This is a genomic window from Polaromonas sp. YR568 (assembly GCF_943369415.1).
In the GTDB taxonomy this organism is placed as follows: Bacteria; Pseudomonadota; Gammaproteobacteria; order Burkholderiales; family Burkholderiaceae_C; genus Polaromonas.
Window position 1 is genome coordinate 66,167 of sequence record NZ_CALRNF020000002.1, and the last position, 26,283, is coordinate 92,449.

Consider the following 26,283-nt stretch of genomic DNA (forward strand, 5'->3'; position numbering starts at 1 on the left):
TCAGGCGCTGCGCAGGGTGGAAGCGGCATCCTTGATCGCCGCCTTGATGCGCGGGTAGGTGCCGCAGCGGCAGATGTTGCCGCTCATCGCGGCGTCGATGTCCGCATCGCTGGGATTCTTGTTGGCCTTGAGCAGGGCGGCCGCGCTCATCAGCTGGCCGGATTGACAGTAGCCGCATTGCGGCACGTCATGCTTGATCCACGCCACCTGCAGCGGGTGCGTGTTGTTGCGCGAGAGGCTTTCAATCGTCGCCACCTTCTGCCCCGCCGCCGCCGACAGCGGCGTCTGGCAGGAGCGCACCGGGTTGCCGTTGAGGTGCACGGTACAGGCGCCGCACAGCGCAGCGCCACAGCCGAACTTGGTGCCGGTCATGCCCAACTCATCGCGTATCACCCACAAGAGGGGTGTGTCGGGTTCGGCATTGACGGAAACGGCGCGGCCGTTCACGTTGAGTTTTGTTGTCATGTGGAGTCCCCTTTTTTGAATGTGGCAGGGCCCCAAAAGTCAGTCAGCTACTACCCGAAGGCCTTGCGCGGTCCATGCTACGACCGGGCTTTGGGGGGTATCTGGGTAGAAACCCTTGCCTGAAACAAAGTGTCGAGAAGTTTTCTCAAGTTGAGACATGGGCGGGCGATGTCCTAAGATAGCCGGGACCTTCACTATGGGCCGGCATCGGACACATCCCTCTCCGGCGTAAAACCATTCATGATCGACAAACTCTCTTCCCTCTGGGATTCAGTCCAGGCCTTCCTGTCGCAAGCAGCCGAAGCGGCCGGCCTTTCCGACCTCATCGAGGTGATTGAGCAAAACGACGTTCAACTCGTTCTGAAAGCCAATGGCCGCGAGATCGTCGTGAACAAGCGCTACGGCACCGTGAAGTCAGGATCGCGGCTGCTGGTACGCACGGCGGCCATCACCTCGGTAGACATCAAATACCGCAGAAGACTCGTGAACGGGAAGTGGAGGGAATGGTGGATAGTGCTTCTGAGGAAGAGCTGGTATTCCTGGGTCAGGATAGGAAGCACCACCATCAAGCTGGATGCCGCCATCGCGGCGGCCAACCTGGGTACCGCTACCGGCAAGAAAGTGCGCTCTTATTAAGGCCTGGCAGCCACCCGATCCCGAATCTGCTGCAAGGCCGCCGGATCGTCCATCGTCGTCAAATCCCCCGGGTCGCGCCCTTCGCACACGGCCTGAATCGCGCGGCGCAGCATCTTGCCGCTGCGCGTCTTGGGCAACGCCGACACAAAGTGAACCCGCGACGGCCGGGCGACGGCACCCAGGTCGCCATCCACACGTTTCATGACCTCGCCTTCGAGCTTCATAGCAGCGGCCTTGTCGGTGAGCACACCCGAATCCTTGGGCACGGCGAAAGCCATGGCGAGCTGGCCTTTCAGCTGGTCGGCCACACCGATCACCGCCACCTCGGCGATGCCCGTGTGGCCCGAGATGCTTTCCTCGATCTCGCGCGTGCCCAGGCGGTGGCCCGCCACGTTGATGACGTCGTCGGTACGGCCCAGGATGAAGTAATAGCCGTCTTCGTCGCGTATGCCCCAGTCGAAGGTGCTGTAAACCATCTTGCCGGGCACGCTCTTCCAGTAGGTGTTGACGAAGCGCGCGTCGTCTTTCCAGATGGTTTGCATGAAGCCGGGCGGCGTCGGGCCTTCAATGACGACCACGCCTTTTTCATTAGGCTGGGTCAGCTCTTCGCCGGTGGACTCGTGCAGCAGCTTGACGCGGTAGCCGTACATGGGAATGCCCGGGCTGCCGAATTTGCTGGGCTTTTTTTCGACGCCGTTGGCAATGGTGATGATGGGCCAGCCCGATTCGGTCTGCCAGTAGTTGTCGATGATGGGCACGTTCAGGCCCTCGCTGATCCAGCGCGCCGTGGGCTCGTCGAGCGGCTCGCCGGCCAGGTAGAAGGCGCGCAGGCTGGAGAGGTCGTGCTTTTTGAGCAGGGCCGGGTCCTGCTTCTTGAGCACGCGCACTGCGGTAGGCGCGCTGAACAGCGCGGTGACCTTGTACTTTTCGACCAGGCTCCACCAGATCGCGCCGTTGGGCTGCTGGTCCATGCCCTGCGTGGGCAGGCCCTCGTACATGATGGTCGCCATGCCGGCGATCAGCGGGCCGTAGACGATGTAGCTGTGGCCCACCACCCAGCCGATGTCGCTGGTGGAGAAATAGGTTTCGCCGGCGCGGCCGTCGAAGATGTGCTTCATGCTGGCGGCCAGCGCCACCGCGTAGCCACCGGTGTCGCGTTGCACGCCCTTGGGTTTGCCGGTGGTGCCGCTGGTGTAGATGGTGTAGCTGATGGCGGTGGAGTCCAGCCACTCGCAGTGCACCTGGGCGTGCATGTACTTGGCGCGCAAATTCTCCCAATGCAGGTCACGGCCGGCCACGATAGTCATGGGCGCCATGCCGCGGTCCACCAGCAGCACGGCTTCGGGTTGGTGTTTCGCCAGGCGAATGGCTTCGTCGAGCAAGGGCTTGTACGCCGTCACCTTGCCGCCGCGCGAGCCGGCATCCGCGCTGATGATGACGCGCGGCGCAGCGTCGTCGATGCGCGAAGCCAGCGAGCCGCTGGCAAAGCCGCCGAACACCACGCAGTGGATGGCGCCTATGCGCGCGCAGGCCAGCATGGCAAAGGCGGCCTCGGGAATCATGGGCATGTAGATCAGCACACGGTCGCCCTTGACCACGCCCATGGCGAGCAGGCTGGCGGCCATGCGCTGCACTTCCACGTGCAGCTCCTTGAAGCTGTAGGTTTTTTCGACACCGGTTTCGCTGGAGACGTAGATCAGCGCCGCCTGGTCGGGCCTGTCATTGAGGTGCCTGTCCACCGCGTTGTGGCAGAGGTTGGTTTGCCCGCCTTCGTACCAGCGGGCGAAGGGCGGATTGTCGTAGTTGCAGACGCGGGTGAAGGGCTTGTGCCAGTCAATGAGTTTGGCCTGCTCGGTCCAGAAGGCCTCGGGCTGGTCCATGGACTGGCGGTAGAAGTCTGCGTAGCTTGTCATCTCTTGTCTCCGTGTGCTTTTTAGTTGTGTAACTTGTTCTGTTTGTTCAGATTTTGACGACGATGCGGCCGCGCACCTTGCCCGAGATCAAGTCCGCGGCTTTTTCCGCCGCTCTCTCTATCGGAATCTCTTCCACCATGGCCTCAAGCTTCGCCGGGTCCAGGTCCTGGGCCAGACGTTCCCAGGCCTGCTGGCGCCTGGCCAGCGGCGCCATCACGCTGTCTATACCGGCCAGCGTGATGCCGCGCAGGATGAAAGGCATCACCGTGGCGGGAAAATCCGCGCCCTGGGCCAGGCCGCAGGCCGTCACCACGCCGCCGTAACGCGTCTGCGCGCAGGCATTGGCCAGCGTGTGCGAACCCACGGCATCCACCACCGCGGCCCAGCGTTCTTTCTGCAGCGGCTTGCCGGGCGCTGAGAGTTCGGCACGGTCGATCACGCTGCCGGCGCCCAATTGCTTCAGATAGGCCTCTTCGCTGGCCTTGCCGGTGGCCGCGACCACCGTGTAGCCCAGTTTGCCGAGCAAGGCCACGGCCACGCTGCCCACGCCGCCGGTGGCGCCCGTCACCAGCACCTCGCCCGAGGCCGGCGTGATGCCGTTTTTCTCCAGCGCCAGCACGCTGAGCATGGCCGTGTAGCCGGCCGTGCCGATGGCCATGGCCTGGCGCGCGCTGAAGGCCGGCGGCAGCTTCACCAGCCAGTCGCCCTGCAACCGCGCCCGTTCGGCCATCAGGCCCCAGCGCGTTTCGCCCACACCCCAGCCGTTGTGCACAAAACGGTCGCCGGCCTTCCAGCCGGCGTGGGTGGATTCGAGCACCGTGCCCGCCCCGTCAATGCCCGCCACCATGGGCCAGCTGCGCACCACCGGCCCCTTGTTGGTGATGGCCAGGCCGTCCTTGTAGTTGAGGGTGGAGTACTCGACCGCCACCAGCACGTCGCCGGCGGGAAGCTGGGCTTCATCGGTATCCGTCACGGCGGCTGAAAAGCCGGCGTCGGACTTGCTGAGCAAAAGGGACTTGAACACGGCGTTGTCTCCGGTAGTTATGGCCCTGGCGGCAGTGCCAAGGGAATCAGAAAGCGGCAAAAAGCAGGAAAACTGAATTCTTAATTATGGATAACGGGCTTTCAGCAGGCTGACGGCGCATCTGCGGGCAGTATTTGCGCTTATTTGATAGCCGCTTGCGTTCTTGCCCACTGATCATGAAGAGGGGCGGCGTTCGGCGGCAACGGCCATAGGCGTTTATTGCGGCCGGTGCTTCTGGACGATGACCAGCGCGATGCCGCCCAGTATGGCGACAGACGCCAGCACCAACCGCAACGTGATGGCCTCCCCCAGCAGCAGCACCCCACCCAGCGCGGCGATGACGGGCACGCTCAGTTGCACCGTGGCCGCACTGCTCGCCTTCAGCGCCGGTAGCGCGGCGTACCAGATCACATAACCCACGGCAGAAGTCAGGACACCCGAGGCCAGGGCCAGCGCAACGCCGGCGCCATCCAACGACACATGGCTGATCGTCAGGAGGCTCAACACCACCGCCATGGGCGCGGCGCGCAGAAAATTTCCCGCGGTCACCCGTGCCGGGTCACCTTGCCCCCTGCCGCGCAGGGAATAAACCCCCCAGGCCACACCGGCCGCCAGCATCAGCGCGGCACCGAACAAAGGCGGGGCCGAAAGACCGGGCAACAGCAAACCCACCAATCCACCGAAGGCCAACAGCAGGCCGGCAAGTTGCCAGCCACGAAAACGTTCACCCGCCCAGACACCGTGCGCGACCATGGTCGCCTGCACCGCGCCAAAGAGCAGCAAGGCGCCGCTGGCGGCCGGCAAGCTGCTGTAGGCAAAAGAAAAACCCGCAGCGTAGACGAACAGGGCCAGCCCCGACAGCCAGCTGCCGCGCCCGGTGCCGCCGGACTTCAATTTCACCAGTAGCCACAGCATCAGCGCACCCGACACCAGGCGCAAGGTGGTGAAGCTGGCCGCGTCCATGGCCGTGTGTTTGAGCGCAGCGCGGCACAACAGCGAGTTGGCGGCAAACGCCAGCATCGCCATGGCGGTCAGGGATGCGGTGCGTGCGAAGGACATGCGGTCGCGCCTCTCCGTCTTGTTCAGGGATGCCGCCGTCCATGGCCTGCTATCCGTTTGCAAAAATATCCATCAACGTCAACATGCGCCTGAACCCGGCGTGCCGGGATCTCACCCCAGTCCATGCCGTCAAGCGCAGTGAGCCACTCAAGCGTCAGCGCCAGGCCTTACTTGATGAGTCCCAACACATCCTTGAACGCCTCGTGCTCGGCCGTGCGCAGCCACTCAAACGCCACCATCTCCGTCGTCACCAGCTCGGCGCCGTTGCCGGCCAGGCGGTCGAAGGCGGCGTCGCGGTTGCGTTCGGTGCGGGAGCTGCAGGCGTCGGTGACGACCCAGACTTCAAAGTCTTCCTCCAGCAGGTCGAGCGCGGTCTGCATCAGGCAGACGTGGGCTTCGCAACCGGCGATGACGATCGTGCTCCTGCCCTGCTCCGGCTCGACCGGTTTTTGCAAATGCTTGGGCAGGCTGCGCGCATTGCCGCGCACGGGCTGCTGGCGCACGGGCGGGCGCAGCAGCTCGAGCAGGCCGTCGGCGACGGCGCTGAAAAACATCTTGTCCAGCGTGCGGCCGCCGGCGTCGGCGATGGCGGCCTGGATCTCGGGCACGTTGGGGCCCAGCTTGTCCGGGTTCTCTGCGGTGCCCCAGACCGGCACCTCCAGCAATTGGGCCATGCGGGCCAGCTTGATGGCATTGGCCATCACCAGGCTGCTTTCAAAAATGGAGGGCATCAGGCGGGACTGGTAGTCCACCAGCACCAGTTGGGAGTCGTCGGCATCGAGCAGCATGGCAAATCCTGGAAAAAATTGGGAGAGAAAACGAATCAGGCGGGGGCGCGCTGCAGGCGCTCCACCAGGCTGATCAGGTAGGCGTCAAACAGCAGGGTCGCATCCTGGCCGAACATGCGTATGCGGCCGGTGTGCTGGAGCAGCAGCAGGCCCACACCGTGGGCGAACAAGGACGTATTCTCGCGCAAGGCGTCTTCGGCGCCCAGGCCCATGGCCTGCAGCGCCGCTTCGCAGGGCCGCAGCGCGTCATGCAGGCGGTCGTTGAGCTGGAAGTTCAGTTCGGCCGTGAGCCCGCGCGGGCGCATGCCCTGCACCAAGTAAAAACCCAGGTCCAGGTCGCGCGGGTTGGCCGCGAAAAACCCGAACCAGGCGCCGGCCTTGGCCTCCAGCAATTCGGCCGGCTCGGTGCGGTCCTGGCCCGCCGCGTCTACCGCGGCATTCAGGCGCTCCAGCGACTCGGCCAGCAAGGCGCCGTAGATCGCCTCCTTGTTCTCGAAATAGGAATAGATGGCGCCGGCGGTGTAGCCGGCCTCCCTGGCGATCTCGCGGATGCTGGCGCCTTCAATCCCGAGGCGCTCGAACACCAGGCGGGCGGCGTCCAGCACCCCCTTGCGGCGCGAATCGCTTTGGGCCTGCTGGCGGTCTAGTCTGGCTTGCATCGGTCAAATGTAAGCGCAAAGCGAGCCCGAAAGCCCCTGCGCCATCCGTGAAAATTAACGCTTGTTTTTTATTTTGAACACTGTTCAAATATTTGACAGCCGCTCAAAAGCCACCAGGAGACCAGCATGAATGCCCCCACCCCAGCCGCCACCCTGATGTCCGGAGACGACTTTCGCGAGTCGCTGCGCCGCTACAAGCCCCGTATTTTTCTCGATGGCCAGCAGGTCGCCAGTGTGGCCGACGAGCCCGGTTTCGGCCCCGGCATCAACGCCATCGCGCTGACCTACGACTACGCCCTCAAGCCGCAGTACGCGCCCGTCATGACGGCGCTGCAGCACACCAGCGGCAAGCGCGTCAACCGCCTGAGCCACATCAACACCAGCAGCGGCGACCTGCTCAACAAGCTCGAAGCGGTGCGCCTGGTCTGCCAGGAAACCGGCTGCGCCCAGCGCTACCTCACGCATGACGCGCTCAACGCCATCGGCCAGGTGTCGGCGCGCATCGACGACGCCCGGGGCAGCACTGAGCACACGGCCCGCTTCCTCAACTACCTGCACCGCGTGCAGGACCAGGACCTGACCCTGGGCATCGCCATGACCGACGCCAAGGGCGACCGCAGCAAACGCCCGCACGAGCAGGCCAATGTCGACAGCTATGTGCACGTCGTCGAGCGCAATGCAAAGGGCATCGTCATCTCGGGCACCAAGGCCATCGTGACCGGCGCGCCTTACGTGCATGAACTGCTCGTCATGCCTTGCCGCAACATGGGCCAGGAAGACGCCGACTTCGCCGTCTGCTGCGCGGTACCGGTGGACGCGCCCGGCATCACCATCATTGCAAGGCCCGCGGGCCGGCCCGGCGAAAAGGTTGAGCACGGCGCCGCGCTCTTCAGCCGCAAATACGGCCAGAGCACCGGGGTGGTGATGTTCGACAAGGTCTTCGTTCCCTGGGACAGCGTTTTTTATGCCGGCGAATGGGAACACACCGGCCACCTGACCTACAGCTACGCCACCCACCACCGCCACACCTGCATAGGCGCGCGCGCCGGTTTCGGCGACCTGCTGATAGGCGCGGGCGCATTGATGTGCGAGGCCAACGGCTTCGACCCGGGCAAGGAAACGCATTTGCGCGAGCAGATGGTCGAGCTCATCACCATCACCGAAAGTTTTTATGCCTGCGGCGTGGCGGCCAGCGTCTACGGCAAGGCCGACGAGCACAGCAAGACCTTTATGCCGGACGCGGTGTTCTCCAACATCGGCAAGCTGCTGCTGGCCACCAAAATCTACGACATGCACCGCATCGCCCACTATGTGAGCGGCGGCCTGATCGTCACCCTGCCCGGCCCCGACGAAGACCACAACCCCGAGACCGGCGCCAAACTCTCGGAAGTGCTGCGCGCGAATCCCGACGTGCCTTACGAGCAGCGCATAGAAACCGCCCGCTTCATCGAAGACCTGACGGCCGGCTACCAGGGCGGCTGGTACAGCGTGATCAGCCTGCACGGCGGCGGCTCACCGGCCGCCATGAAGCAGGAGATTTACCGCAACTACCCGATAGGCAGCAAGGTCGAGCTGGTGGAGCGCATCCTGGAGCGTGGTGTCGCGCACGACCCGGAGCGTGCCATCACGAAGAACCGGCAACCGGGGAAGTGTTGCGATACGGGGTGCACCACGCCGGGACAGCCGGTGATGGTGGATTTGCCGGCGGTGGAAGCGCAGTTGCCTTCCAGGCGGAGTGCCCTTACCTGAGGTCTGCTGGCCGGGAATGGCCCGGCGGCCAGTAACTTTCTTTTGCTTCGCCAAAAGAAAGGTGAGTTGCCGCCGGGCACCCCCCGGCCAGCCGCCCTCAGCAAAGAGCACAGAGGGAGAGCGCGCAGGCCGGCGCAAGACCCGGCCAACAATCTCAACTCGACCTAGACGGCTCCGCAAACTTCAGCAAACGAGTCGCCAGCAAGGTCTCGGCCAAAAAACAAACCAAAGCCAGCAAAAAGCAAATAACCCCAGACAAAAAGCAAACCGTCGCAATCCGCAACGTGGGCAACTCGCTGGTCTCGCCAAGGAAGAGCAGGATGATGGTGCTGCCGATCAGGATGGCACAGAAGGTCAGCAAGGCGATGCAGATGTTGACCAGCCAGCCGCGGTGGCGAAGCTCGCGCAGTTCGCTGTACATGCGCTGCGCGCGAGCTTCTTCCACGCCGCCGGCTTCCAGCCGGTTTTCCACGAAGCGCGCCCTGTCGATGATGCGGGCCAGGCGGCCGGCGACCGCGGCGATCATGCCGGAGACGGCCGTGAGCAGAAACACCGGGGCGACCGCCAGCTGGATGCCATGGGTGACCGTGGTGAGGTCGGGCGCAAAGTTCATGCGGAGCTCCAGCTGCGGGGGGTTGAGAACCCTGCATTTTGTCATGCCGCCTGCCGCGGCAGGCCCCTAACTGAGCTCGAACGGTGCTTCGTAGCGTTGCTGGCAGTTTTCGCAGAAGAAGCTGCGCCTGTGCGTCTTGCCCAGGTGGGCTTTCACAAAGGGGATGTCGCAGCGCGGGCAGATGGTTTTGGTGTGGGCGAGCCAATGCTGCTTGAGCACAAAGGCTTTTTTCCAGGCGAGGAAATCAAAGCTGTACTGCCGGGCTTGCGCCACCAGTTCCCGCAGCTTGGGCGCGGGCAAGGCGCCCACAGTGGACAAGGGGTGGACGCGAATGCGAAACAGCACCTCATTCTTGATGATGTTGCCGACACCGGAGAACACCGTCTGGTCCAGCAAGGCATCGCACACCAGGGTATCGGGCACGGCGCGCAGCTTCTTGCGGGCGGCCGCGGCATCCCAGGCGTCGGAAAGCACGTCGGCGCTCCAGTCGTACACGGTGTCCAGCGGTTCCTCGATATAACGCACCGAGCAGGTGTAGAAGTTCAGTTCCTTGCCGCCGGCAAACCCCAGGCTGAGCCGGGGCGAGGCGCCCTCCTTGCCTTCGTTGATACGGTAGCTGCCGAACATCAGCAAATGGATGCGGACGGCGAAGCCTTCAAACTCGAGCAAAAAATGCTTGCCCCAGCTGCGCACCGCCACCAGGCGCCGGCCCACCATGCGCGCCGTGTCGATGCGGCTGTTGCCGCCGGCGCGCCGCACGACCTTGCCGGCAAAACCGGCGGCCTGTTCCCTGAGAATCTGGATTGACGGCCCTTCGGGCATTAAGCTCCTCCATCGCCCGGCAAGCGGCGGGCGTCGGGAGATTCTGGAATGCGGGAGGTGCCGGGCCTGTGGGCCGAAACCGGGCCGGCCTGACGGTGCGTAAGCTGCCGCGCAGGTGGGATTGCCCTACAGCAATGTCGTCGCTGTCCGACAGCCTTGAGCATCCAACGGTCCGCACAATGAATGCACGGGCGCGAACCGCCATCCGCGGGTGCAGCGCTTCACCAAAAGGACTTCCCATGCTCTCCAACAACGAGGGACAGCGCGTCCCTGATGTCACTTTCAAAACACGGCAAGACGAACAATGGGTCGACGTCAAAAGCGCCGACCTGTTCGCCGGCAAGAACGTCGTGGTGTTCTCGCTGCCCGGCGCTTACACGCCCACCTGCTCGTCCACCCACCTGCCGCGTTTCAACGCGCTGGCCAAAACCTTCAAGGCCCACGGCATCGACGACGTCGTGTGCTTTTCGGTGAACGATGCCTTTGTGATGAACGAATGGGGGAAAGCGCAGGAGGCCGGCAACATCACCCTGATTCCCGACGGCAACGGTGATTTTTCCAAAGGCATGGGCATGCTGGTCGACAAGAGCGACCTCGGCTTCGGCAAGCGCTCCTGGCGTTACTCGATGCTGGTGCGGGACGGCCTGATCGAGAAGATGTTCATCGAGCCCGAGAAGGAAGGCGACCCGTTTGAGGTCTCGGATGCCGACACCATGCTCAAGTACGTGGCCCCGGACGCCGTGGCGCCCGAACCCATCACCCTCTTCAGCAAACCGGGCTGCCCGTTTTGCGCCAAAGCCCGGGCCATGCTGGACGAGGCGGGCCTGACGTATGAAGAGATCACGCTGGGCCATGGCATCACCACCAGCACGCTGCAGGCGGTGGCCGGTGCCGGGACGGCGCCGCAGGTGTTTGCGGGCGGCAAAAAAATCGGCGGGTCTGAAGCTTTGGAGGCCTGGCTCAAGGAGTCGCAGTCGATGGCCGAGCCCGCATCGACGCAACAGTTTCTCAGTTAAGACCCGGTGCTTTGCGCCCTGCGCCTGGCACCCGGCGCGCGCCGGGCCCGCCAGCTGAGCACCGCATCGCAAGCCTCAAAGTGCTTGAGCAGGTTCTGCTTTTGCCGCTCCAGCAGGCTGCTCGCGGCAATCATCCGCGGCCATGACTCGCAGGCCTTTCCCACCGCTTCATTGAGCACGCCGCGCACGCGCGTTTCGAACATGCCGGTCGCGTTGCAGAAGCTGCGCAGTGTCTGGGCCGTGAGCCTGGCCTGCTTTTCCCCGCCGGGCACAAAGCGCAGCGCATGGCCGCGCCCGCCCAGGTAGGCCGCATAGGCGACGACGTCATAGGCCGGAGACAGTTCAGGCGTGCGGCCGTCGCGGTAAAGCACGCCGAAATTCTTGACGTGGGCGTCATAGTTGCCCAGCATCTCGTTGACCATCACGCGGCGTATCAGTTCTTCCGCCGCGCCCTCGCCTTCCGGGGCCGGCAGGCTCATGCCTTCGCGCAGCGTCCTGGCCATGGCGGCATAGCTGGCGGCCGGATGGGTGTACTTTTCTTCGGGCTGGATGCGCAGGATCTGCGCGAAGTCTTCGCAGTGGATGTGCCCTTCGGGCCCGCGGTCAAAGCGCTTGACCGCCAGGAAGTGCCGGCTTTCGCCGAGCACAAAAGGCTGCTCGGCCACGATGTCCTCCATGGGTGCCAGCCAGGCCTCGCAGACGTCCACGCCCGCGGCCTGCGCCAGGCGCAGCGACAACTCTTCCACCTCGGGCAGGAGCGCGAACTCCGTCGTGGGCAGCTTGGCGATGATGTGCGTGCCCTGCGCGTCGCGGGTGCGCGCCACGTAGCGGCCCCCTTGCTGCACCAGGGCCAGCTTGGGCTGCACGCCGGACAGCGAGGTCGCGTCGGGCAGAGGGTCGGCGCTGACGGACATTTCGAGCGCGTCATGGTGCTGGGTGACCACGCCCGCCAGTGCCTGGGCATCGAGGTGCGCGGGCCAGGCATAGACATTGCCCGGCAGATCGGTGCCGCAGGCAGCCAGCATGTCGAAGTGGTCGTTGGGGCCGCAGCCGCGCAACTGTTCGAGGTGGCGGCGCAGCGGCCCTTCGGGCAGGAGGTTCTGGAAGAAGGCCGGCAGGCGCCCGCCTTCGGCATTGAAGAAAGGCGTGTTCACGTAGCTGCGCCAGAAGATCTCACGGCGCTGCGCATCGTCGTCCGTGGCGGCCCAGGAAAACACCGGCGACGCCGGGTTGGACCAGAAGGCCTCATCGGGAATGAAGCGCGTGAGCGCCGTGCTGCCCGTACCGTACTGGAACAGCAGCCCCGCGCGCAAAGGCCCCAGGTAGATATCCAGCGCCAGGACGTTCATCGTCAAACGCCTTTGGTTTTCTTTCCGCCGGCCGCGGCGGCGGCGAGCTGCGAGGTCTCAGCCACGATGCGGTCCACCCGCGACAAGGCGGGCGGCGCGGCCTCTTCGACGCTGTGGGCCTGCAAGCCCGTTGCCACGACCTTGGGCAGTAGCAGCAGCTCCAGGCCCAGCTGGTCGGCGATTGCCATCAGCGTGGTGACGCGCGGCGCGGTCCGGCCCTGCAGGATGTTGCGCACGGACAGCGGCGTAAGGCCCGTTCTTTGGGCCAGGGCCTGGTAGTCCAGCATCAAACGCCGCCGCTCATCTTCCAGCTGGTTGGCGATGGCAGAGAGTGTTTTCATAGATATAAAAATATCATTTTAAGAATTAACAATACTATTGTATTGATTTTTGCAATTACTGCAAATACTAGACTATATTTTTAGAAAAAATAGATAGTTTAATAAACTTCAGTAGAAGCCCAAACCCGCCGCCGAAGGCACTAAAACGCGTAGCTGCCCGTCAGCGACAGCAGCCAGGTCCGCCCGGCGGCGGGTTCGAAGTAACGGCCATTGCCTTCGTTGACGATAACGGAGCCCGCATATTTTTTGTCAAACAGGTTGTCCAGCCGCACCGTGCCCAGAAACTTCCAGCCGCCGGCCTCCAGCGCATAGCCTACATGCGCCGCCGCGACGGCAAACGAAGCGGCGGCGTCCGAATTGAGGTCGTTGACGGGAACGCTGCCCAGGTAACGGGCCTCCACACCGCCGCGCCATCCCCGCGCCGGGCGCCAGCCGGCTTCCAGCGCCAGGGCTGTGCGCGCAATGCCGGGAATGCGGTTGCCGGCCGGCACCGCCACATTGGGTGTGGCGCAAGGCGTGGCCGCGCAGGTCAAAAATGCATCGCGGTAGCGCGCGTCCAGCCAGGTGTAGGAAAGCTGCACCAGCCAGTCGCCGGGCAAGGCCAGGCTGGAGGCCAACTCCAGCCCGCGCCGCCGGGTGGCGCCTGCGTTCTGGAAGGTGCTGCGCCCGCCCACATTGGTCTGGCTGACGATTTCGTCCTGCGTGGCAGTCTGGAAGACGGCCGCGCTCCACTCCAGATGCGTGGACGTGCCGGCCGGCGTGCGCCATTTGGCGCCCGCCTCCAGGTTGTTGCTGCGCGAAGGCTTCAAGCCCAGGTTGAGCCCTGTCGAGCCGTCGGGGCGGTAGGCGGTTTCATTCAGTGTCGGGGTTTCAAAGCCCTTGCCCGCCGTGGCGTACAGGCGCAGATCGTCCGCGGGTGCGTACAGCAGGCCCGCCACCGGCAAGGTGGCGCTGTAGCGCGCGCCGCCGCTGTCGTCGCCGTTGGGCCCGGTCACATAGTGGTCGGCCGAGTCAAAGCGCACCGTGCTTCGGCGCAGGCCCCCGTGCAGCGTCCAGCGCGGCGCAAGCTTGAGGGTGGCCTGGGCATAAGGGTCCAGGCTGCTGACGCGGTTGTCCTCGTCGCGGCGCAATGCGCCCTGCACACCCAGTGCGGACCCGCTGAAGTTCTGGTAGCCCAGGCGGTGTTCGCGCAGGCTGTCGTAGGCCAGGCCCGCCACCAGCTCCAGCGGCAGCTCACCCAGGTGTGTCTGCGCGGTCACGCGCACGTCCGCGCCGCCATAGGAGCGGTTCAGGTCGATCACGCCGCCTGGATGCAGCGGGCTGAGTTGCGCCGCCACCGGGATCGCCTGGTATTGCACCGTGGCGCGCTGGCCCTGGTAGACCATGGCGCGCAGCCGGTTGCCGCCGCCCAGCGGTTGCTCGTAGACCAGGCCCAGCTGGGTCTGGCGCACGGTTTTTCGCGTGTTGAACTGGGTGGCCGAAGGATCGGCGCCTTGCGGCGCGGTGTCGAACTGCGTGCGGCTCAGTCCCAGCGGGTCATCGGCGCGCGAATCCACGTGGTTGGCCACCAGCGTGAATTGCCCGCCGTTGGCGAGTTGCCAGTCGAGGCGCGCATTGGCAAGGTCGCGCTGCGCCGCGCTGTGCGCGCGGAAGCCGTCGCTGCCAAAGCGGCTGGCATTCAGGGTGTAGCCCAGTGAGCCACTGCTGCCCGTGGCTTTCAGGCCGCTCCGGTAAAAGCCGTCGCTGCCCCAGGCAAGGCTGGGCGTCAACGTGAGCGGGCCCTGGCCTTGCTCGGTGAACACCTGCACCACGCCGCCCGACGAATTGCCGTAGAGCGCCGAAAACGGCCCGCGCAAGACCTCCACCCGGCCGGCCGATCCCAGGTCGATGTGGGAGAGCTGGCCCTGGCCGTCGGGCATGGTGGCCGGGATGCCGTCAACATAAATGCGCACGCCGCGCACCCCGAAGGTGGAGCGCGCGCCGAAACCGCGCACCGACAGCTGCAGGTCCTGCGCCTGGTTTTGCCGGTCGCGCGCCAGCACGCCGGGCGTGAGCGCCAGGCTTTCCGAGAGGTTCAGTTGCGCGCGGCCGTCTGCGCGAAGCCGCTCACCGTCAATCACGTCGACCGATGCCGGCACCTCAAAAGGCGGCAGTTCGGTGCGCGTGGCGGTGACGGTGACCGGCGCCAGCGACTGGGCCGGCGCCACGGCACTCATCCACGGCATCAGGACCATCAGCAGCGGCGCGGGCCTCAGCAAGACAGGAAAGGCTGCGGTGCGGAGGCGGTGGGGCATGAGCGTACGGATTCCGTTGGCAAGCTGGGCGGTGGACAGGCCGAGCCATCGTAGCGTGCCAATGTGGTGCTTGCCACCGCGCGGCTGTAGGCCGAAGCCGCAAAAACCGGCTGAATAAATTTGATCGCCGCCGCCCTCACCCCCGCCCTCCCCCAAAGGGAGAGGGAGCAAGACGCCCTCAACCGAACTTGCGCACCGCGTCCAGCGCCAGCCCGGCGCCGATGCTGCCGAAGCGGTCGCCCTCCACGCTGCGCGCCTGGGGCAGCAGCGCGGAAATCTGCTCGCGCAGCAAGGGCACGCCGCTGGAGCCACCGGTGAAAAACACGGTGTCGATGTCATCCCCATTGACGCCCGCATCCTTGAGCAGCGCCAAGACGGTGCGCGACACCGTGTCCACAAGCTCGCCGATGGCGCCGTCGAAATCGGCGCGGTGCAAGGTGAGCGTCTCGCCTGGGGCGATACGCCCCAGGTCCATGACGGCTTCGGGTGCATCGGACAGCGCGATCTTGGCCGCCTCGACCTGCATGGCCAGCCAGTGCCCGGCGCGTTCGCGCACCAGGTTCTGCAGGCGGTCCAGCTTGTCCTTGTCGACCGCGCTTCGGCGGATGTCGCTGATCTGCGCCCAGGATTTTTTGCTGTAGACCTGGTTGATGGTATGCCAGGTTGCGAGGTTGAAGTACTGGGCCGACGGCACTTCCAGCCCGCTCACCAGCCGGCTGCCCAGGCCCAGCGTGGGCATCACGCTGGCCAAGCTCAGGTATTTGTCGAAGTCGGTGCCGCCTATGTGCACGCCGCCGCTGGCCAGTATGTCGTCACGCCGCTCGGCCTTTTGCGCGCGCTCGGGCGACAGGCGCACCAGCGCGAAGTCCGAGGTGCCGCCGCCAATGTCCACCACCAGCACCAGCTCTTCGCGCCGGATGTGCGACTCGTAGTCAAATGCGGCCGCGATCGGCTCGTACTGGAAGGCGATATCTTTCAGGCCGACCGCATGCGCGATCTCGGCCAGCGTGTTTTCGGCCTTCTTGTCGGCCTTGGGGTCGTCATCCACAAAAAACACCGGGCGGCCCAGCACCGCCTGGGTGAAAGACTTTTCGGCGGATTTTTCGGCACGGCGCTTGAGTTCGCCGATGAACTGCGCCAGCAGCACGCGAAACGGCAGCGCGCGGCCGGCGACTTCGGTGTGGTCGTCGATCATGGACGTGCCCAGCAGGCTTTTGAGCGAGCGCATCAAGCGCCCTTCATAGCCCGCCAGGTAGTCGGCCAGCGCCGCGCGGCCGTAGCTGACGTGTTCATCCTCCGCATGGAAAAACACCACCGAAGGCAGCGTGGCCTTGTCGCCTTCCAGCGGCAACAGCGCCGGGAGCCCGGGCCGGCTCCAGCCCGCCGTCGAATTGGAGGTGCCGAAGTCGATCCCGCAGGCCGGGGCGCCGCTCACCGGCCGGCCGGCTTGGCGAAGCCGTTTTCTGCCCAGGCCACGGCGCTGGCGCGGTTGAGCTTGAAGGACGGCGCCACGCGCACCTGCGCCAGCTGCTCGCCGGTCTCGTCGGCGGCGCTGAGAAGGCCGTGCGGGTTGTCCTCATCGGGAATGATGTCCAGCGAGACGGTGACGCGCGCCGCATTGGCGGTCACGGTGATGCTCTGGTGCAGCGTGGCGTGCAACTGCTGCTCGTGCCGGCGCACGAACTCCGAAGCCGTCTTGACCAGCGTGCTGAAGGCGGGACCATCGAGCGGCTTGGGATTTTTCTTGTCGCGGCCCATGGTCCAGGGGCCGACCAGCGCGGGCTCGGGCTCGCCGTCCTTGATCATCGCGACGGCCCAGCCGTCGTCGTCTTCGTTCTTGATGACCTTGGCCGTCCAGCCGTCGCCGCGCCAAAGCCGCGGCTCCTGGAGGGTGGGCTGGTCGTCGTGGGGGGATACGTCGGCCGGGCCGGCCGTCGGGGTGTGGGAGTCAGTCAAAGCGCGATCACTCGGGTCGGGCGCCCCGGCGGCGGCCGGGGCATATTCATCAGGGTCACGCACCGCCTTCAAACAACACGGTGCGCATGGGGACACGGATTTTACAGCCCGCCCGAAAACCCCTCACAGACTCCCCGCAAACCCTCACATTCCGAGGTCGCTCAGGCTCGGGTGGTCGTCGGGACGGCGGCCCAGCGGCCAGTGGAACTTGCGGTCGGCTTCCTTGATCGGCAGGTCGTTGATGCTGGCGTGGCGCACCGCCATCAGGCCGTTTTCATCGAACTCCCAGTTCTCATTGCCGTAGGAGCGGAACCAGTTGCCCGCGTCGTCATGCCACTCGTAGGCAAAACGCACGGCGATGCGGTTGCCGGCAAAGGCCCACAGCTCCTTGATGAGGCGGTAGTCCAGCTCGCGCGCCCATTTGCGCGACAGCAGGCCCACGATTTCCTCGCGGCCGGTGATGAATTCGGCGCGGTTGCGCCAGCGGCTTTGCGCCGTGTAGGCCAGCGACACGCGCTGCGGGTCGCGCGTGTTCCAGCCGTCTTCGGCGGCGCGGACTTTTTGCACGGCGGTGTCGCGGGTGAAAGGCGGGAGGGGCGGCCGGGTTTCCATGTCTGTCCTTTGGGTGAGAGTGAAAATGAGGGAGAAGTAGACAACCCTGTCTACCCGCCGAAATTCTGGCACAAGTAGACAGACCTGTCTACAACTCCTAAAATCCCTTCATGGACGTTCCAGCCCCCTCCCCGCGCGAGCGCATCCTGCTTACCGCGCACGACCTTTTTTACCGTGACGGCCTGCGCGCCACCGGCATAGACCGCATCATTGCCGAGTCCGGCGTGGCCAAGCTCACCTTCTACCGCTGCTTTCCCAGCAAGGACGAACTGATCCGCACCTTCCTGGATTACCGCCACGAACGCTGGATGGCCTGGTTCGTCGACGCGCTGGGGCGCAAAGGCGCGGTCGCGGGCGGCGGCCTGGCGCCGCTGGTGCCTACGCTGGCCGAATGGTTTGCCGACCCGCTGTTTCGCGGCTGCGCCTTCATCAACGCCATTGCCGAAGTGGGAGGCTCGCAGCCCGGCATCGCGCAAATTGTGCAAAACCACAAGCAGGACATGCAACAGGTGATCGCCGGCTTGCTGCCCGCCGGCGCCGGGCAACAAGCCATGGCGAGCGCGGCGGCGCTGGCCGTTGACGGCGCCATCGTGCGGGCCCAGATGGAGGGCGGCGAAGCCGCGCTGGCCGGCCTGCGCCTGCTGCTTGGTGCGCTGGACGCTCCCGCGGCTTAAGGCCGGCGCAATTTTTCCCTGGGCCGGGCTCTGGCCGCCGCGCCCGCGCGCTCCACCAGCTTCACCGCCGGCCGCTTGCCCGAGGCCACCCACTCGTCGTAAAAATCGATCTTGCTGTCCAGCAGCTTGAGCGCCAGCTGCCATTCGGCAATCATGTCCTTGACCTGTTCGCGGTGCGCCGACAGCAGCGCCTGCCGCCTGGCCAGCGTGCTGCTGCCCTGTTTGACCAGGGCCGTGTATTCGCGCATTTCGGCGATCGACATGCCGGTGCGCCGCAGCCTGTCCATCAGGTCCAGCCAGCTGATGTGCAGTTCGCCGTAAACCCGGCGGCGCCCGCCGTCGCGCGCCACACCGGGGATCAGCCCCTGCGCCTCGTACCAGCGTATGGTGTGCACGCTGCGCCCGGTGCGCGCGGCGAGCTGCCCGATCATGAAAGTTTCAGCCATGCCTTACTGTAGGAAGTTGCGGCTCAGGCGGCAAGTGCGGCGGGTGATGGAGAAGGCGGCGCCTCCAGCGCCGAACTCACCAGCGCGGTATCGAGGTACTCCATCAGGTCTTTCATCAACCCGCCCTCCATGCAGCAGACATAGCAATAGCGGTTGTTGTAGGCCTTGCCCGCCTTGGTGGTGACGCGGCCGTCAAATTCGATGACGACCATGTCGCCGTCGGCCATCACGCGGCGCGTGGTGCTGACGTAAGGCGCGGCGAACTGGGCATACAGCGGCCGCAGCAGTTCATTGAGGACCACCTGCTTGCCGCTGTAGGTGCGGGACCAGGGCGTGTCGCCCGGGATGGTCCATGAAAAATCGTCGGCCATGGCGTCGACAAAGGGTTGGCCGTTGCCTTTGTCCAGCTCGGCCATGGCCTGGCGCATGCGCTGCCTGTTGGCGTCGGTGGGGGATATGGTGCTCATGTGGAGTCTCCTGGAATGCCCGTCGCACCGGGCGTGGGGCCCGGCACGTTGCAAGGGCTTGAGAAGATTAAAAATCCTGGAGTGCACTCAAGGTCAAGCCCCGCCATGGCGGCGTTGTTGTTTTGCAAGGCAACCCTACAATGCCCCATGAACCAGAAACGACCTGCCACCAGCGAATGGGTCAGCAAAATGCTGGCGGTGATTAAAACCGGCAACACCACGGCAGCCATCGCGCAGATCAAGGCGACCACCAGCAGCAAGGATTTGCGCCAGCTGCATGCCGCGTTGGAGAAGGCGCAGCTGCTCAAGCAGCTGGCCGCTGTCGACTCCGCGATTTCCGACCAATTGCAGGCGCTGGCTTCGCCGCGGCTTAGCCGCTCGCCCTGAGGCGCGCCAAGAGTCCCTCTCTTTACCCCCCTCTCCCCCTGGGAGAGGGTTGGGGTGAGGGTCAGCGGCGATAAGAGTTGCGCCTGCTCATCCACAGGCCGAAGCCCCTCACCCCCTGCCCTCTCCCAGAGGGAGAGGGAGCAAGACTGCAGGAGGATTTGCCGGTACCTACGCCGGGCGAATCTCGAACTGCGCGTCGCCCATATAGCGATGCGGCCCCAAAGCGGCCGTCATGGCGGCCAGCTCCGCCGCCTGCCACTGGCTGAAAATTTCCAGCTCCTCGGGCGACAGCACATCTTCCCCGGGCGCCTCGCCATACGTCGAGACCAGCCGCATGTAGGCGGTGTAGACCGGCAGCACCAGGCTTTCATGGCCCAGTTCGGCTTCCAGCGCCGTGCGAAAGCGCTGCTCGGCCGCCTCCAACTCTCCCTCGGACGCGTCTTCATAGGCGTACAGCCTGAGGCGGTAACTCACGATGCTTCCTTCACGGCCTGGCGGGCGCCGGCGCGTTTTGCGTCAATGCGATACGGCGGCGCAGGCGGTCGGCTTCAGCCGTGTTGCCGCCCTGCTCCGCCCGGCGCAGCTCCACGCCCAGCCAGGCCAGCAACGGGCGCCGCCAGCCCTGGGCCGACGCGGCCTCGATTGCCTGGCCGATCACCGCCGGGTCGGCCTTGCCGGTCTGCAGCAGCACGCCGGCCGCCACCAGTTTCGACAGTGGGTCGGTGATGCCGGCCACGGCACCCGCGTTGCCGGCCGCGGCGCCGCGCTGGGCCTCAGGCAACAGCGCAATCGCCTGCGGCTGCACCTGGCCCTTGAGGTAATCGGCATAGGCACGCTGGGCATCGGTGGCGTCGGGGCGCAGTTTTTCAAAGCCGGTGCAGGGCTCGTCCAGCACCAGGCTGGCGACGCGCGTGGCGCAATGCAGCAACTCGGCCGTGGCCAGCAGGTCGGCGCGGCCGGATCGCGTGAGCTGGCCGCGCGCGCGTTCCAGCTCGGCCATCTCGACACGGCTGTTGCCTTCCATATAGGCGGCGACGGAACGGTCCATCGAGCCTTTGGCTTCGAGCTGCCAGTCGGGCGCGCGGGGGCCGCTGGAACAGGCGGCCAGCAGCGCGGCGGCGGCCAGCGATACGGCGGTTTTCAGGGTGGTGGTGTTCATGGCAGCTTCATCTCCGCCTCGCTCGCGCCTTTGGCGAAAGGCCATTTGCGGCTGATCTCGTTGATCAGTCCCTCCACCTTGCGCAGGCTGGCCTCGACGTCGGCGCGCAGCGCGCCCAGGTCGTCGGTGGCGTCCTTGGCATTGCGGGTGACAGCCTGGGCGTCCTGCAGCAGCGCATCGACCTTCTTGAGGCTGGTGCGGGCCTCGCCCAGCATGGCGTTGAGCTGCACCACGGTCGCGCGGGTCTCGGGCATCAGGCCCTTGTCGCCGAACACCTGGGTGTCGGTCTTGGCGGCCAGCGTGTCCAGCCTGGCAAGCAGCGAATTCGTGCGGTCCAGCGTGGCGGCGAACTTTTTCGCCTCGGCCTCGCTGCCCAGCAATACCGTGAGCGCGCCGCCGGGGCCGTTCAGGCGCTCGGTGAGCTTTTGCAGGTTGGCCAGGCTGGTGCCCACCGCGCCGCCGTCACCGGTCAGGGTGTTGAGGTTCTCGATCAGGTCCTTGGCCGCGGCAATCACCTTGGGCACCTCGGCGCCGGCGTCGCCCAGCAGCACCGTGCGCTCCGCGCCCTCGGGCAGCAGCGGGTCGTTCAGCAGCCCGGTGTAAGCGCGCAGGTTGGTGCCGCCCACCAGGCCGCGCACCAGCGTGAAGACGCTGCTGGTGCGCAGCCAGTGGGCATCCTTGGCGGCCACGTCGACCAGGATGCGGGCCTTGCCGTCGGCGGCCAGTTCCACGCGGTTGACCCGGCCGATCGGGAAACCCGAAAAGGTCAGGTCCATGCCGACCACCACGCCGTCGGAATCGTCGGCGATCAGCACCAGGCGCTGGGTGGACTCGAACGCGCCGCGTGCATACATCACATACAGCGCCGAGCCGCACACCAGCAGCAGCATGAAGACCAGCAGCAAGCGGGCCTTGAACTCCAGGCCGGCGATTTCGGCCGGCGAGGACGCCGTCTCGCGCGAAGGCTGCAGCGGGTCAGGCCGGCCGGCCGGCGGTGGCGGGTTGGGGGTGTCGTGGGGTGAACTCATGGGATGCTTTTTTGTTGGGTCAATAGTAATTGCCGACCAGCGAAGCCACTTCAATCAGCAAAATCACGGCGAACATGCGCACCAGCCCGCGCATCTCGGCGCTGGTGCGCACGCTGGCTTCCGACATGCCGTACAGCGCCGAGGCCATGGGGATCAGCGACACGGCCAGGCAAAAAAACAGGGTCTTGAGCACAAAGATCAGCGTGACGGCCGGGCTGAAAACCTGGCCGAAAAGCCGGGTGTAGCCAGCCAGGCCCGACAGCGTAAAACCGTAGCTCGCGATATAAGCCACCACCAGCGCCACCACGCAACTGAGCGCCGCCAGCGTGATGCCCGAGACCATGCCCGCCACCACACGCGGCAGCACCTCGCGCCGCACCGGCTCCACGCCGCGCCGCCGCATCTCGTCCAGTTCGCCGCTGGCCTGCATGGCCGTGAGTTCGGCGCCGTCGGGAATCGTGCAGCGCAAGGCCACAAACAGCGCCGCCGTCAGCGGAATCAGCTCCAGCACCAGCACCCGTATCACCACCTGCAGCGCGTACTGCGACAGGCCGTAACTGAGCGCCGTGACCAGCACGATGCGCGTGAGCACCACGGTGACCAGCGCGCACAGCACGGTGAACCACAACAGGATGGGCGCGGTGTTGATGTAAATATGCCGCGAAAGAATCGCGCGGCTTTGCGGGCTGTAGCTCGAAGGCGACAAGGTCAGCACCAAAATCACAGCCCCCAGGTGCACCAGGCGCCACCACTCGATCACCCACTGCTGCGCCGCACGGCCTGCTTGCGTGAGTTGACTTTGCGCATATCCCTTGGAAGCCATCCGGGCATGATACCTGCGGGCCTCTCCGGTCCCCTGTAGGATGGCAGGCGTTCCGCAATTCCCCCCTCCTTACTTCCTACCGCAAACATTCATGGCCCTCGACACCTGGACCGCCTACTTCCTCGCCTCCATCCTGATTGCACTGTCCCCGGGCTCGGGCGCGGTGCTGGCCATGAGCCATGGGCTGAGCTTTGGCATGCTGCGCACGCGCGCGACGATTGCGGGGCTGCAGCTGGGGCTGGTGGTCATCCTGCTGGTGGCGGGTGCGGGGGTGGGGTCGCTGCTGGTGGCGTCTGAGCTGGCTTTCAGCGTGGTGAAAATCCTGGGCGCGGCCTACCTGATCTACATCGGCTGGGCGCAATGGCGTTCGTCCAACGGGATTGCAGCAGAGGGCGATACCGGCCCTGCCGACGCCAACGGCCTGTCGGCCAAAAGACGTTTCTTCACCGGGCTGCTGACCAACGTGACCAACCCCAAGGGCATTCTCTTCATGGTGGCGGTGCTGCCGCAGTTCATCAGCTCCAGCCGGCCGCTGTGGCCGCAACTCCTGGTGATGGCCCTGACCACTGTGGCGGTGGACACCGTGGTGATGCACGGCTATGCCTTTGCGGCCAGCCGGCTGCAAACGCTGTTCAAGAATGCCCGCGCGATCAAGCTGCAGAACCGGGTGTTCGGCGGCATGCTGATGGCGGTCGGCGCGGGCCTGTTCTTCGTCAAGCGCAGCCACGCGGCGGCGCACTAGGCTTTCAACCCCGGCGTTCAGGCTTTCGCGGCCTGGGCCGAGACGACGGCCGCCAGCGTGCGCAGGGCCTCATCGGCCTGACTGGTAAAGGGCGCGCCGCAGCTGATGCGCAGGAAATGGTCGAAGCGGTTGGAGTTCGAAAACATCGAGCCCGGCGCGACGCGTATGCCCTGCTTGATGGCGATGTCGAACACGGCTTGCGCCGAGGTGCCGGCGGGCAACTCCACCCACAACAACATGCTGCCCCTGGGCACCGACAGCCGGGTGCCGGCCGGAAAGTGCGCGGCGATGGCTTCGGCCATCTGCTCGCGCTGGGCATTGAGCATGCGGCGCAGCCTGGCCATGTGGCGGTCATAGGCGCTGGAGGCCATGAATTCGGCGACGGCGTGCTGGGCCAGGGTTTCGTTGGCGCGGCTTTGCGCGTACTTGAGCATCTGGATGCGGGCCTGCCAGCGGCCGCCGGCGATCCAGCCCAGGCGCAGGCCGGGTGCCAGGGTCTTGCGCAGTGAGGCGCAATAAATCACCGAACCGCCGCGGTCCCAGGCCTTGGCCGCCTTGAGGGGAATGTCGTCGGGGCCCAGCGCGCCGTAGGTGTCGTCTTCGATCAGCGCGACCTGCTCGCGCTCGCACAGGCGCACGAGCTTTTCCTTTTCGGCGTCGGGCATCACGCTGCCCAGCGGGTTGTGGAAATTGGGCATGACCACCACCGCGCGCACCCTGTCGTGCGTGCGCAGGGCCAGGTCCAGCGCTTCCACCGAAATGCCTTGCTGCGGGCTGGTGGGAATTTCCAGCGCGCGCAGGCCCAGGCTTTCGAGGATCTGCAGCAGGCCGTGATACGTCGGTGATTCCACCGCGACGGTGTCGCCGGGCTGCGCGACCGCACGCAGTGCGATGTTCAGCGCTTCAATGCAGCCGTGGGTCACCAGAATGTCTTCGGGCAACAGCTGCATGCCGGCCTCCAGCGCGCGTTTGGCCAGCACCGCGTTGAGCGGCGAGTCGTGCAGGAAGTCGGGCGCGCTGACCAGCAGGTTGGGATGCTTGCGCAAAGCCCGTGTGGCGGCATTCTTCAAGGCCTCGGCCGGGTACATCTCGGGCGAGCCGTAAGTGCCCGCGAGGTTGGTCACCAATGGGTAGTAATCGCACTTGGCGACAAAGTCGGACACACGGTCGTGGATGCCGACGTACTGGGCCGGGTCCAGCTTGCGGCCGAATTCGGGTTCGCTGGGCGGTTGCAGGTCGGTGCGCCGCCGCTTGAGCACAAAGTAGCCGGACCGCGGCCGCGCTTCGAGCAGGCCTTCGTCTTCCAGCGTGTGGCAGGCCTCCACCGCAGTGGACAGGCTGACCTGGTGCAGCCGGGTCAATGCCCTGACGGAGGGCATGCGCTCGCCGGGCATCAGCACGCCCGACTGGATGGCCTGCCGGTAATGGCTGGACAGCCGCAAATAGAGAGGTTGTTGCGCGGGGGCTGGCGTCGAGGCTTGCAGATCCATGGCTTGAATGATCCGTGAAGGGGCTGCGGCCACACAGCCACAGATAAGCCCAAAGCAGACCATAACAGATGCAAAAAAGGTCTTCTGTACCGATACAGAAAGCCCATGTTTGCATCTGTCGGGAATTCGGGGCTTTCCTTAACCTTCAGGCATGCCTTCCCCGATTCACCCACCCCTGAATGGAGCCGCCATGAAAAACCTCGCCTCCCGCCACCTGGCCCTTGACGCCGGCGAATCCCTGTTCTTCCACAGCAAGGCGGGCAGCGCGCTGATCAGCACCTCGGGCACGCTGCTGGTGACGGGCGCGCCGCGCTGGCTGGGCGAGCAGGTTGTCTGCAGCGACGCGGTGCTTGAGGCCGGGCAATCACACACCGTCAGCCAGAGCGGCTGGATCACCGTGACCGCCCAGCACGGCGGCGCGGCCTGCATCGTGAGCCAGCCGGCCCGCGCGACGCAGTGGGAGGCGCTGGTTTCGGTAGCCAGGGCGTTCCTGGGCCGCTTTGCAGGAATCACCCGCGCCGGGCGCGGCCGATACCGCAGTGCCAAACCGGTTTAAGGCGATCAAGGTAAATTCGATTTCCATTCCCCTCCTCTTCCACCCGCACCATGACCACCTCAGCCTGGCTTTTGTTCATCACCATTTCGCTCGTCACGGCGCTCAGCCCCGGGCCGGGGATTTTGCTGGCCGTCTCGAATGCCGTGGCCTGGGGGCCGCGCAAGACGCTGTGGAGTTCCGGCGGAAACGTGCTGGGCGTGTTCTCCGTTTCGGCCGCGGCGATGGCCGGCCTGGGCACCTTGCTGCATACCTCGGCCTGGCTGTTCGCGGCGCTCAAGACCGTGGGCGCCATCTACCTGGTCTACCTCGGCTGGCGCCAGTGGACCAGCAAGACATCGATGTTCGACGCGCCTTTGCCTGAGCAATCGCAGCCGGGTAAAACCAACGCCGCGCTGTTCCGCCAGGGCCTGCTGGTGGCGATGACCAACCCGAAAAGCATTCTCTTTTTCACCGCATTGTTCCCGCAGTTCATCCACCCGGAAGCGCCGGTGCTGCCGCAGTTCCTGGCGCTGACCAGCGCCTTCGCCGCCTGCGTGCTGCTGTCCCACATCGCCTATGTGCTGCTGGCGCGCCATACGCACCGCTGGTTCGGCACGCCGCGCCGCGCGCGCATCTTCAACCGCATCTGCGGCGGCGCCTTCGGCCTGCTGGGTCTGAGCCTGTTGCGGCTCAAGAGCCCCAGCTGAATCCCTCCCCCTTTATATATATCTACTGGAAGAGAGCCTCACCATGGAAGATTCACGCGATGCCCGTTTCGCCGCCCAGGAAGCCGCCCTCGGCTACCGCTTTGACGGCGAGATCAAGATAGGCGGCAATTACGTTTCCACCGTGCGCCACGGCGACGTGGTCTACGTCAGCGGCCAGGTTCCGCGCGTGGGCAGCACCGTCGTGGTCACCGGCCGCGCCGGCGCCGAGGTTTCACTGGCGCAGGCCCAGACGGCCGCCAGGGTCTGTGCCATGCGCGCGCTGGTGCTGCTGCGGCAAAGCCTGGGCAGCCTGGACCGCATCGAACAGCTTCTTCGCATCACGGTCTACACGCAGTCCGCCGCGGATTTCACGCAGCAAAGCGAGGTGGCCGACGCCGCGTCGGATCTGCTGCATGCGGTGCTGGGCAAAGCCGGTACGCATACACGAACCTCGGTGGGCGTCGCCCAGCTGCCCAAGAACGCGGCGGTTGAGCTGGACCTGATCGCCGCCGTCACGCCGGACTAGTGG

The 26,283-nt window shown here is 65.5% G+C and carries 30 protein-coding genes; 9 read left to right on the forward strand and 21 right to left on the reverse strand.

The annotated features are described in order from the left end of the window. A complete protein-coding gene (locus ACLV74_RS01740; RefSeq protein WP_411877640.1) occupies positions 1–465 on the reverse strand; it encodes a (2Fe-2S)-binding protein in 465 nt (154 codons plus the stop codon). A 240-nt stretch (positions 466–705) separates the two neighbouring features. On the opposite strand from ACLV74_RS01740, the gene ACLV74_RS01745 reads away from it, so the two are divergent. Continuing rightward, a complete protein-coding gene (locus tag ACLV74_RS01745; protein WP_411877641.1) occupies positions 706–1,101 on the forward strand; it encodes a hypothetical protein in 396 nt (131 codons plus the stop codon). Here ACLV74_RS01745 and ACLV74_RS01750 read toward each other — a convergent pair. The 5 genes from ACLV74_RS01750 to ACLV74_RS01770 all read right to left on the reverse strand — a co-directional run bounded on the left by ACLV74_RS01750 (position 1,098) and on the right by ACLV74_RS01770 (position 6,544). Beyond that, the gene (locus ACLV74_RS01750; protein ID WP_411877642.1) at positions 1,098–3,014 is read right to left on the reverse strand and encodes a propionate--CoA ligase; all 1,917 of its coding nucleotides are present in this window, start codon (positions 3,012–3,014) and stop codon (positions 1,098–1,100) included. The two genes, ACLV74_RS01745 and ACLV74_RS01750, sit on opposite strands and share 4 nt — an antisense overlap. Before the next feature lie 46 nt (positions 3,015–3,060). Next, positions 3,061–4,038, reverse strand: coding sequence for an MDR family oxidoreductase (locus tag ACLV74_RS01755; RefSeq protein WP_411877643.1), 978 nt, complete (start codon positions 4,036–4,038; stop codon positions 3,061–3,063). Between the two features lie 216 nt (positions 4,039–4,254). Further along, a complete protein-coding gene (locus ACLV74_RS01760; RefSeq protein WP_411877644.1) occupies positions 4,255–5,097 on the reverse strand; it encodes a DMT family transporter in 843 nt (280 codons plus the stop codon). 167 nt (positions 5,098–5,264) lie between these two features. Further along, entirely contained in the window at positions 5,265–5,885 is a 621-nt protein-coding gene (locus ACLV74_RS01765) for an isochorismatase family protein (protein WP_411877645.1), read from the reverse strand. Between the two features lie 35 nt (positions 5,886–5,920). Further along, the gene (locus tag ACLV74_RS01770) at positions 5,921–6,544 is read right to left on the reverse strand and encodes a TetR/AcrR family transcriptional regulator (protein ID WP_411877646.1); all 624 of its coding nucleotides are present in this window, start codon (positions 6,542–6,544) and stop codon (positions 5,921–5,923) included. Between the two features lie 126 nt (positions 6,545–6,670). Between ACLV74_RS01770 and ACLV74_RS01775 the strand changes: the two genes are divergently transcribed. Further along, on the forward strand, positions 6,671–8,293 hold the full coding sequence (locus ACLV74_RS01775; RefSeq protein ID WP_411877647.1) for a 4-hydroxyphenylacetate 3-hydroxylase family protein: 1,623 nt from the start codon (positions 6,671–6,673) through the stop codon (positions 8,291–8,293). Positions 8,294–8,447: 154 nt separating this feature from the next. Here ACLV74_RS01775 and ACLV74_RS01780 read toward each other — a convergent pair whose 3' ends face one another. Next, positions 8,448–8,906 carry a DUF2721 domain-containing protein gene (locus ACLV74_RS01780; protein ID WP_411877648.1) on the reverse strand — a complete coding sequence of 153 codons (459 nt, stop codon included), beginning with the start codon at positions 8,904–8,906 and terminating at the stop codon, positions 8,448–8,450. Between the two features lie 66 nt (positions 8,907–8,972). Beyond that, positions 8,973–9,728, reverse strand: a complete 756-nt coding sequence (locus ACLV74_RS01785) for a DNA-formamidopyrimidine glycosylase family protein (RefSeq protein ID WP_411877649.1) — start codon at positions 9,726–9,728, stop codon at positions 8,973–8,975. A gap of 239 nt (positions 9,729–9,967) precedes the next feature. Between ACLV74_RS01785 and ACLV74_RS01790 the strand changes: the two genes are divergently transcribed. Further along, a complete protein-coding gene (locus ACLV74_RS01790) occupies positions 9,968–10,744 on the forward strand; it encodes a glutathione peroxidase (protein WP_411877650.1) in 777 nt (258 codons plus the stop codon). Here the strand turns inward: ACLV74_RS01790 and ACLV74_RS01795 are convergent. The 6 genes from ACLV74_RS01795 to ACLV74_RS01820 form a co-directional block, all read right to left on the reverse strand. Next, positions 10,741–12,093 (reverse strand): type II toxin-antitoxin system HipA family toxin, encoded by a 1,353-nt coding sequence (locus ACLV74_RS01795; protein ID WP_411877651.1) that lies wholly within the window; start codon positions 12,091–12,093, stop codon positions 10,741–10,743. The two genes, ACLV74_RS01790 and ACLV74_RS01795, sit on opposite strands and share 4 nt — an antisense overlap. 2 nt (positions 12,094–12,095) lie before the next feature. Next, a complete protein-coding gene (locus ACLV74_RS01800; RefSeq protein WP_411877652.1) occupies positions 12,096–12,434 on the reverse strand; it encodes a helix-turn-helix domain-containing protein in 339 nt (112 codons plus the stop codon). Between the two features lie 140 nt (positions 12,435–12,574). Further along, positions 12,575–14,728, reverse strand: coding sequence for a TonB-dependent receptor domain-containing protein (locus tag ACLV74_RS01805; protein ID WP_411877653.1), 2,154 nt, complete (start codon positions 14,726–14,728; stop codon positions 12,575–12,577). A 178-nt stretch (positions 14,729–14,906) separates the two neighbouring features. Further along, positions 14,907–16,163, reverse strand: a complete 1,257-nt coding sequence (locus ACLV74_RS01810) for an Hsp70 family protein (protein ID WP_411877654.1) — start codon at positions 16,161–16,163, stop codon at positions 14,907–14,909. Next, positions 16,160–16,684: a hypothetical protein gene (locus ACLV74_RS01815; protein ID WP_411877655.1), complete on the reverse strand. Its 525-nt coding sequence runs from the start codon at positions 16,682–16,684 to the stop codon at positions 16,160–16,162. The genes ACLV74_RS01810 and ACLV74_RS01815 overlap by 4 nt, the downstream gene beginning before the upstream one ends. Before the next feature lie 144 nt (positions 16,685–16,828). Beyond that, positions 16,829–17,296 carry a DUF1348 family protein gene (locus ACLV74_RS01820; protein ID WP_411877656.1) on the reverse strand — a complete coding sequence of 156 codons (468 nt, stop codon included), beginning with the start codon at positions 17,294–17,296 and terminating at the stop codon, positions 16,829–16,831. Between the two features lie 110 nt (positions 17,297–17,406). Here ACLV74_RS01820 and ACLV74_RS01825 point away from each other — a divergent pair, with 110 nt between their 5' ends. Next, positions 17,407–17,970 carry a TetR/AcrR family transcriptional regulator gene (locus ACLV74_RS01825; RefSeq protein ID WP_411877657.1) on the forward strand — a complete coding sequence of 188 codons (564 nt, stop codon included), beginning with the start codon at positions 17,407–17,409 and terminating at the stop codon, positions 17,968–17,970. On the opposite strand, the gene ACLV74_RS01830 is transcribed toward ACLV74_RS01825, so the two are convergent. Further along, positions 17,967–18,416 (reverse strand): MerR family transcriptional regulator, encoded by a 450-nt coding sequence (locus ACLV74_RS01830; RefSeq protein WP_411877658.1) that lies wholly within the window; start codon positions 18,414–18,416, stop codon positions 17,967–17,969. The two genes, ACLV74_RS01825 and ACLV74_RS01830, sit on opposite strands and share 4 nt — an antisense overlap. A 23-nt stretch (positions 18,417–18,439) precedes the next feature. Then, entirely contained in the window at positions 18,440–18,883 is a 444-nt protein-coding gene (locus ACLV74_RS01835; RefSeq protein ID WP_411877659.1) for a nuclear transport factor 2 family protein, read from the reverse strand. Positions 18,884–19,030: 147 nt separating this feature from the next. On the opposite strand from ACLV74_RS01835, the gene ACLV74_RS01840 reads away from it, so the two are divergent. Beyond that, a complete protein-coding gene (locus ACLV74_RS01840; protein WP_411877660.1) occupies positions 19,031–19,270 on the forward strand; it encodes a hypothetical protein in 240 nt (79 codons plus the stop codon). A gap of 168 nt (positions 19,271–19,438) precedes the next feature. Here the strand turns inward: ACLV74_RS01840 and ACLV74_RS01845 are convergent, their stop codons facing one another. From ACLV74_RS01845 to ACLV74_RS01860, 4 genes are read right to left on the reverse strand one after another with little or no spacing between them, the layout of a single operon-like run. Then, the gene (locus tag ACLV74_RS01845) at positions 19,439–19,744 is read right to left on the reverse strand and encodes a hypothetical protein (protein ID WP_411877661.1); all 306 of its coding nucleotides are present in this window, start codon (positions 19,742–19,744) and stop codon (positions 19,439–19,441) included. Positions 19,745–19,754: 10 nt separating this feature from the next. Continuing rightward, positions 19,755–20,429: a hypothetical protein gene (locus tag ACLV74_RS01850; protein WP_411877662.1), complete on the reverse strand. Its 675-nt coding sequence runs from the start codon at positions 20,427–20,429 to the stop codon at positions 19,755–19,757. Continuing rightward, on the reverse strand, positions 20,426–21,457 hold the full coding sequence (locus tag ACLV74_RS01855) for an MlaD family protein (RefSeq protein WP_411877663.1): 1,032 nt from the start codon (positions 21,455–21,457) through the stop codon (positions 20,426–20,428). Before ACLV74_RS01855 ends, ACLV74_RS01850 begins: the two co-directional genes overlap by 4 nt. A gap of 19 nt (positions 21,458–21,476) precedes the next feature. Further along, positions 21,477–22,280 (reverse strand): MlaE family ABC transporter permease, encoded by an 804-nt coding sequence (locus ACLV74_RS01860; protein ID WP_411877664.1) that lies wholly within the window; start codon positions 22,278–22,280, stop codon positions 21,477–21,479. Between the two features lie 91 nt (positions 22,281–22,371). On the opposite strand from ACLV74_RS01860, the gene ACLV74_RS01865 reads away from it, so the two are divergent. After that, the gene (locus ACLV74_RS01865) at positions 22,372–23,022 is read left to right on the forward strand and encodes a LysE family transporter (RefSeq protein ID WP_411877665.1); all 651 of its coding nucleotides are present in this window, start codon (positions 22,372–22,374) and stop codon (positions 23,020–23,022) included. Between the two features lie 17 nt (positions 23,023–23,039). On the opposite strand, the gene ACLV74_RS01870 is transcribed toward ACLV74_RS01865, so the two are convergent. Next, entirely contained in the window at positions 23,040–24,512 is a 1,473-nt protein-coding gene (locus ACLV74_RS01870; protein ID WP_411877666.1) for a PLP-dependent aminotransferase family protein, read from the reverse strand. Between the two features lie 190 nt (positions 24,513–24,702). Between ACLV74_RS01870 and ACLV74_RS01875 the strand changes: the two genes are divergently transcribed. Genes ACLV74_RS01875 through ACLV74_RS01885 form a run of 3 tightly spaced genes read left to right on the forward strand, consistent with a single transcriptional unit; the run spans position 24,703 to position 26,280 of the window. Next, positions 24,703–25,068, forward strand: coding sequence for a hypothetical protein (locus tag ACLV74_RS01875; protein ID WP_411877667.1), 366 nt, complete (start codon positions 24,703–24,705; stop codon positions 25,066–25,068). 50 nt (positions 25,069–25,118) lie between these two features. Further along, positions 25,119–25,754, forward strand: a complete 636-nt coding sequence (locus tag ACLV74_RS01880) for a LysE family translocator (protein ID WP_411877668.1) — start codon at positions 25,119–25,121, stop codon at positions 25,752–25,754. 43 nt (positions 25,755–25,797) lie between these two features. After that, positions 25,798–26,280, forward strand: coding sequence for a RidA family protein (locus ACLV74_RS01885; RefSeq protein WP_411877669.1), 483 nt, complete (start codon positions 25,798–25,800; stop codon positions 26,278–26,280). The last annotated feature ends 3 nt before the right edge of the window (positions 26,281–26,283 follow it).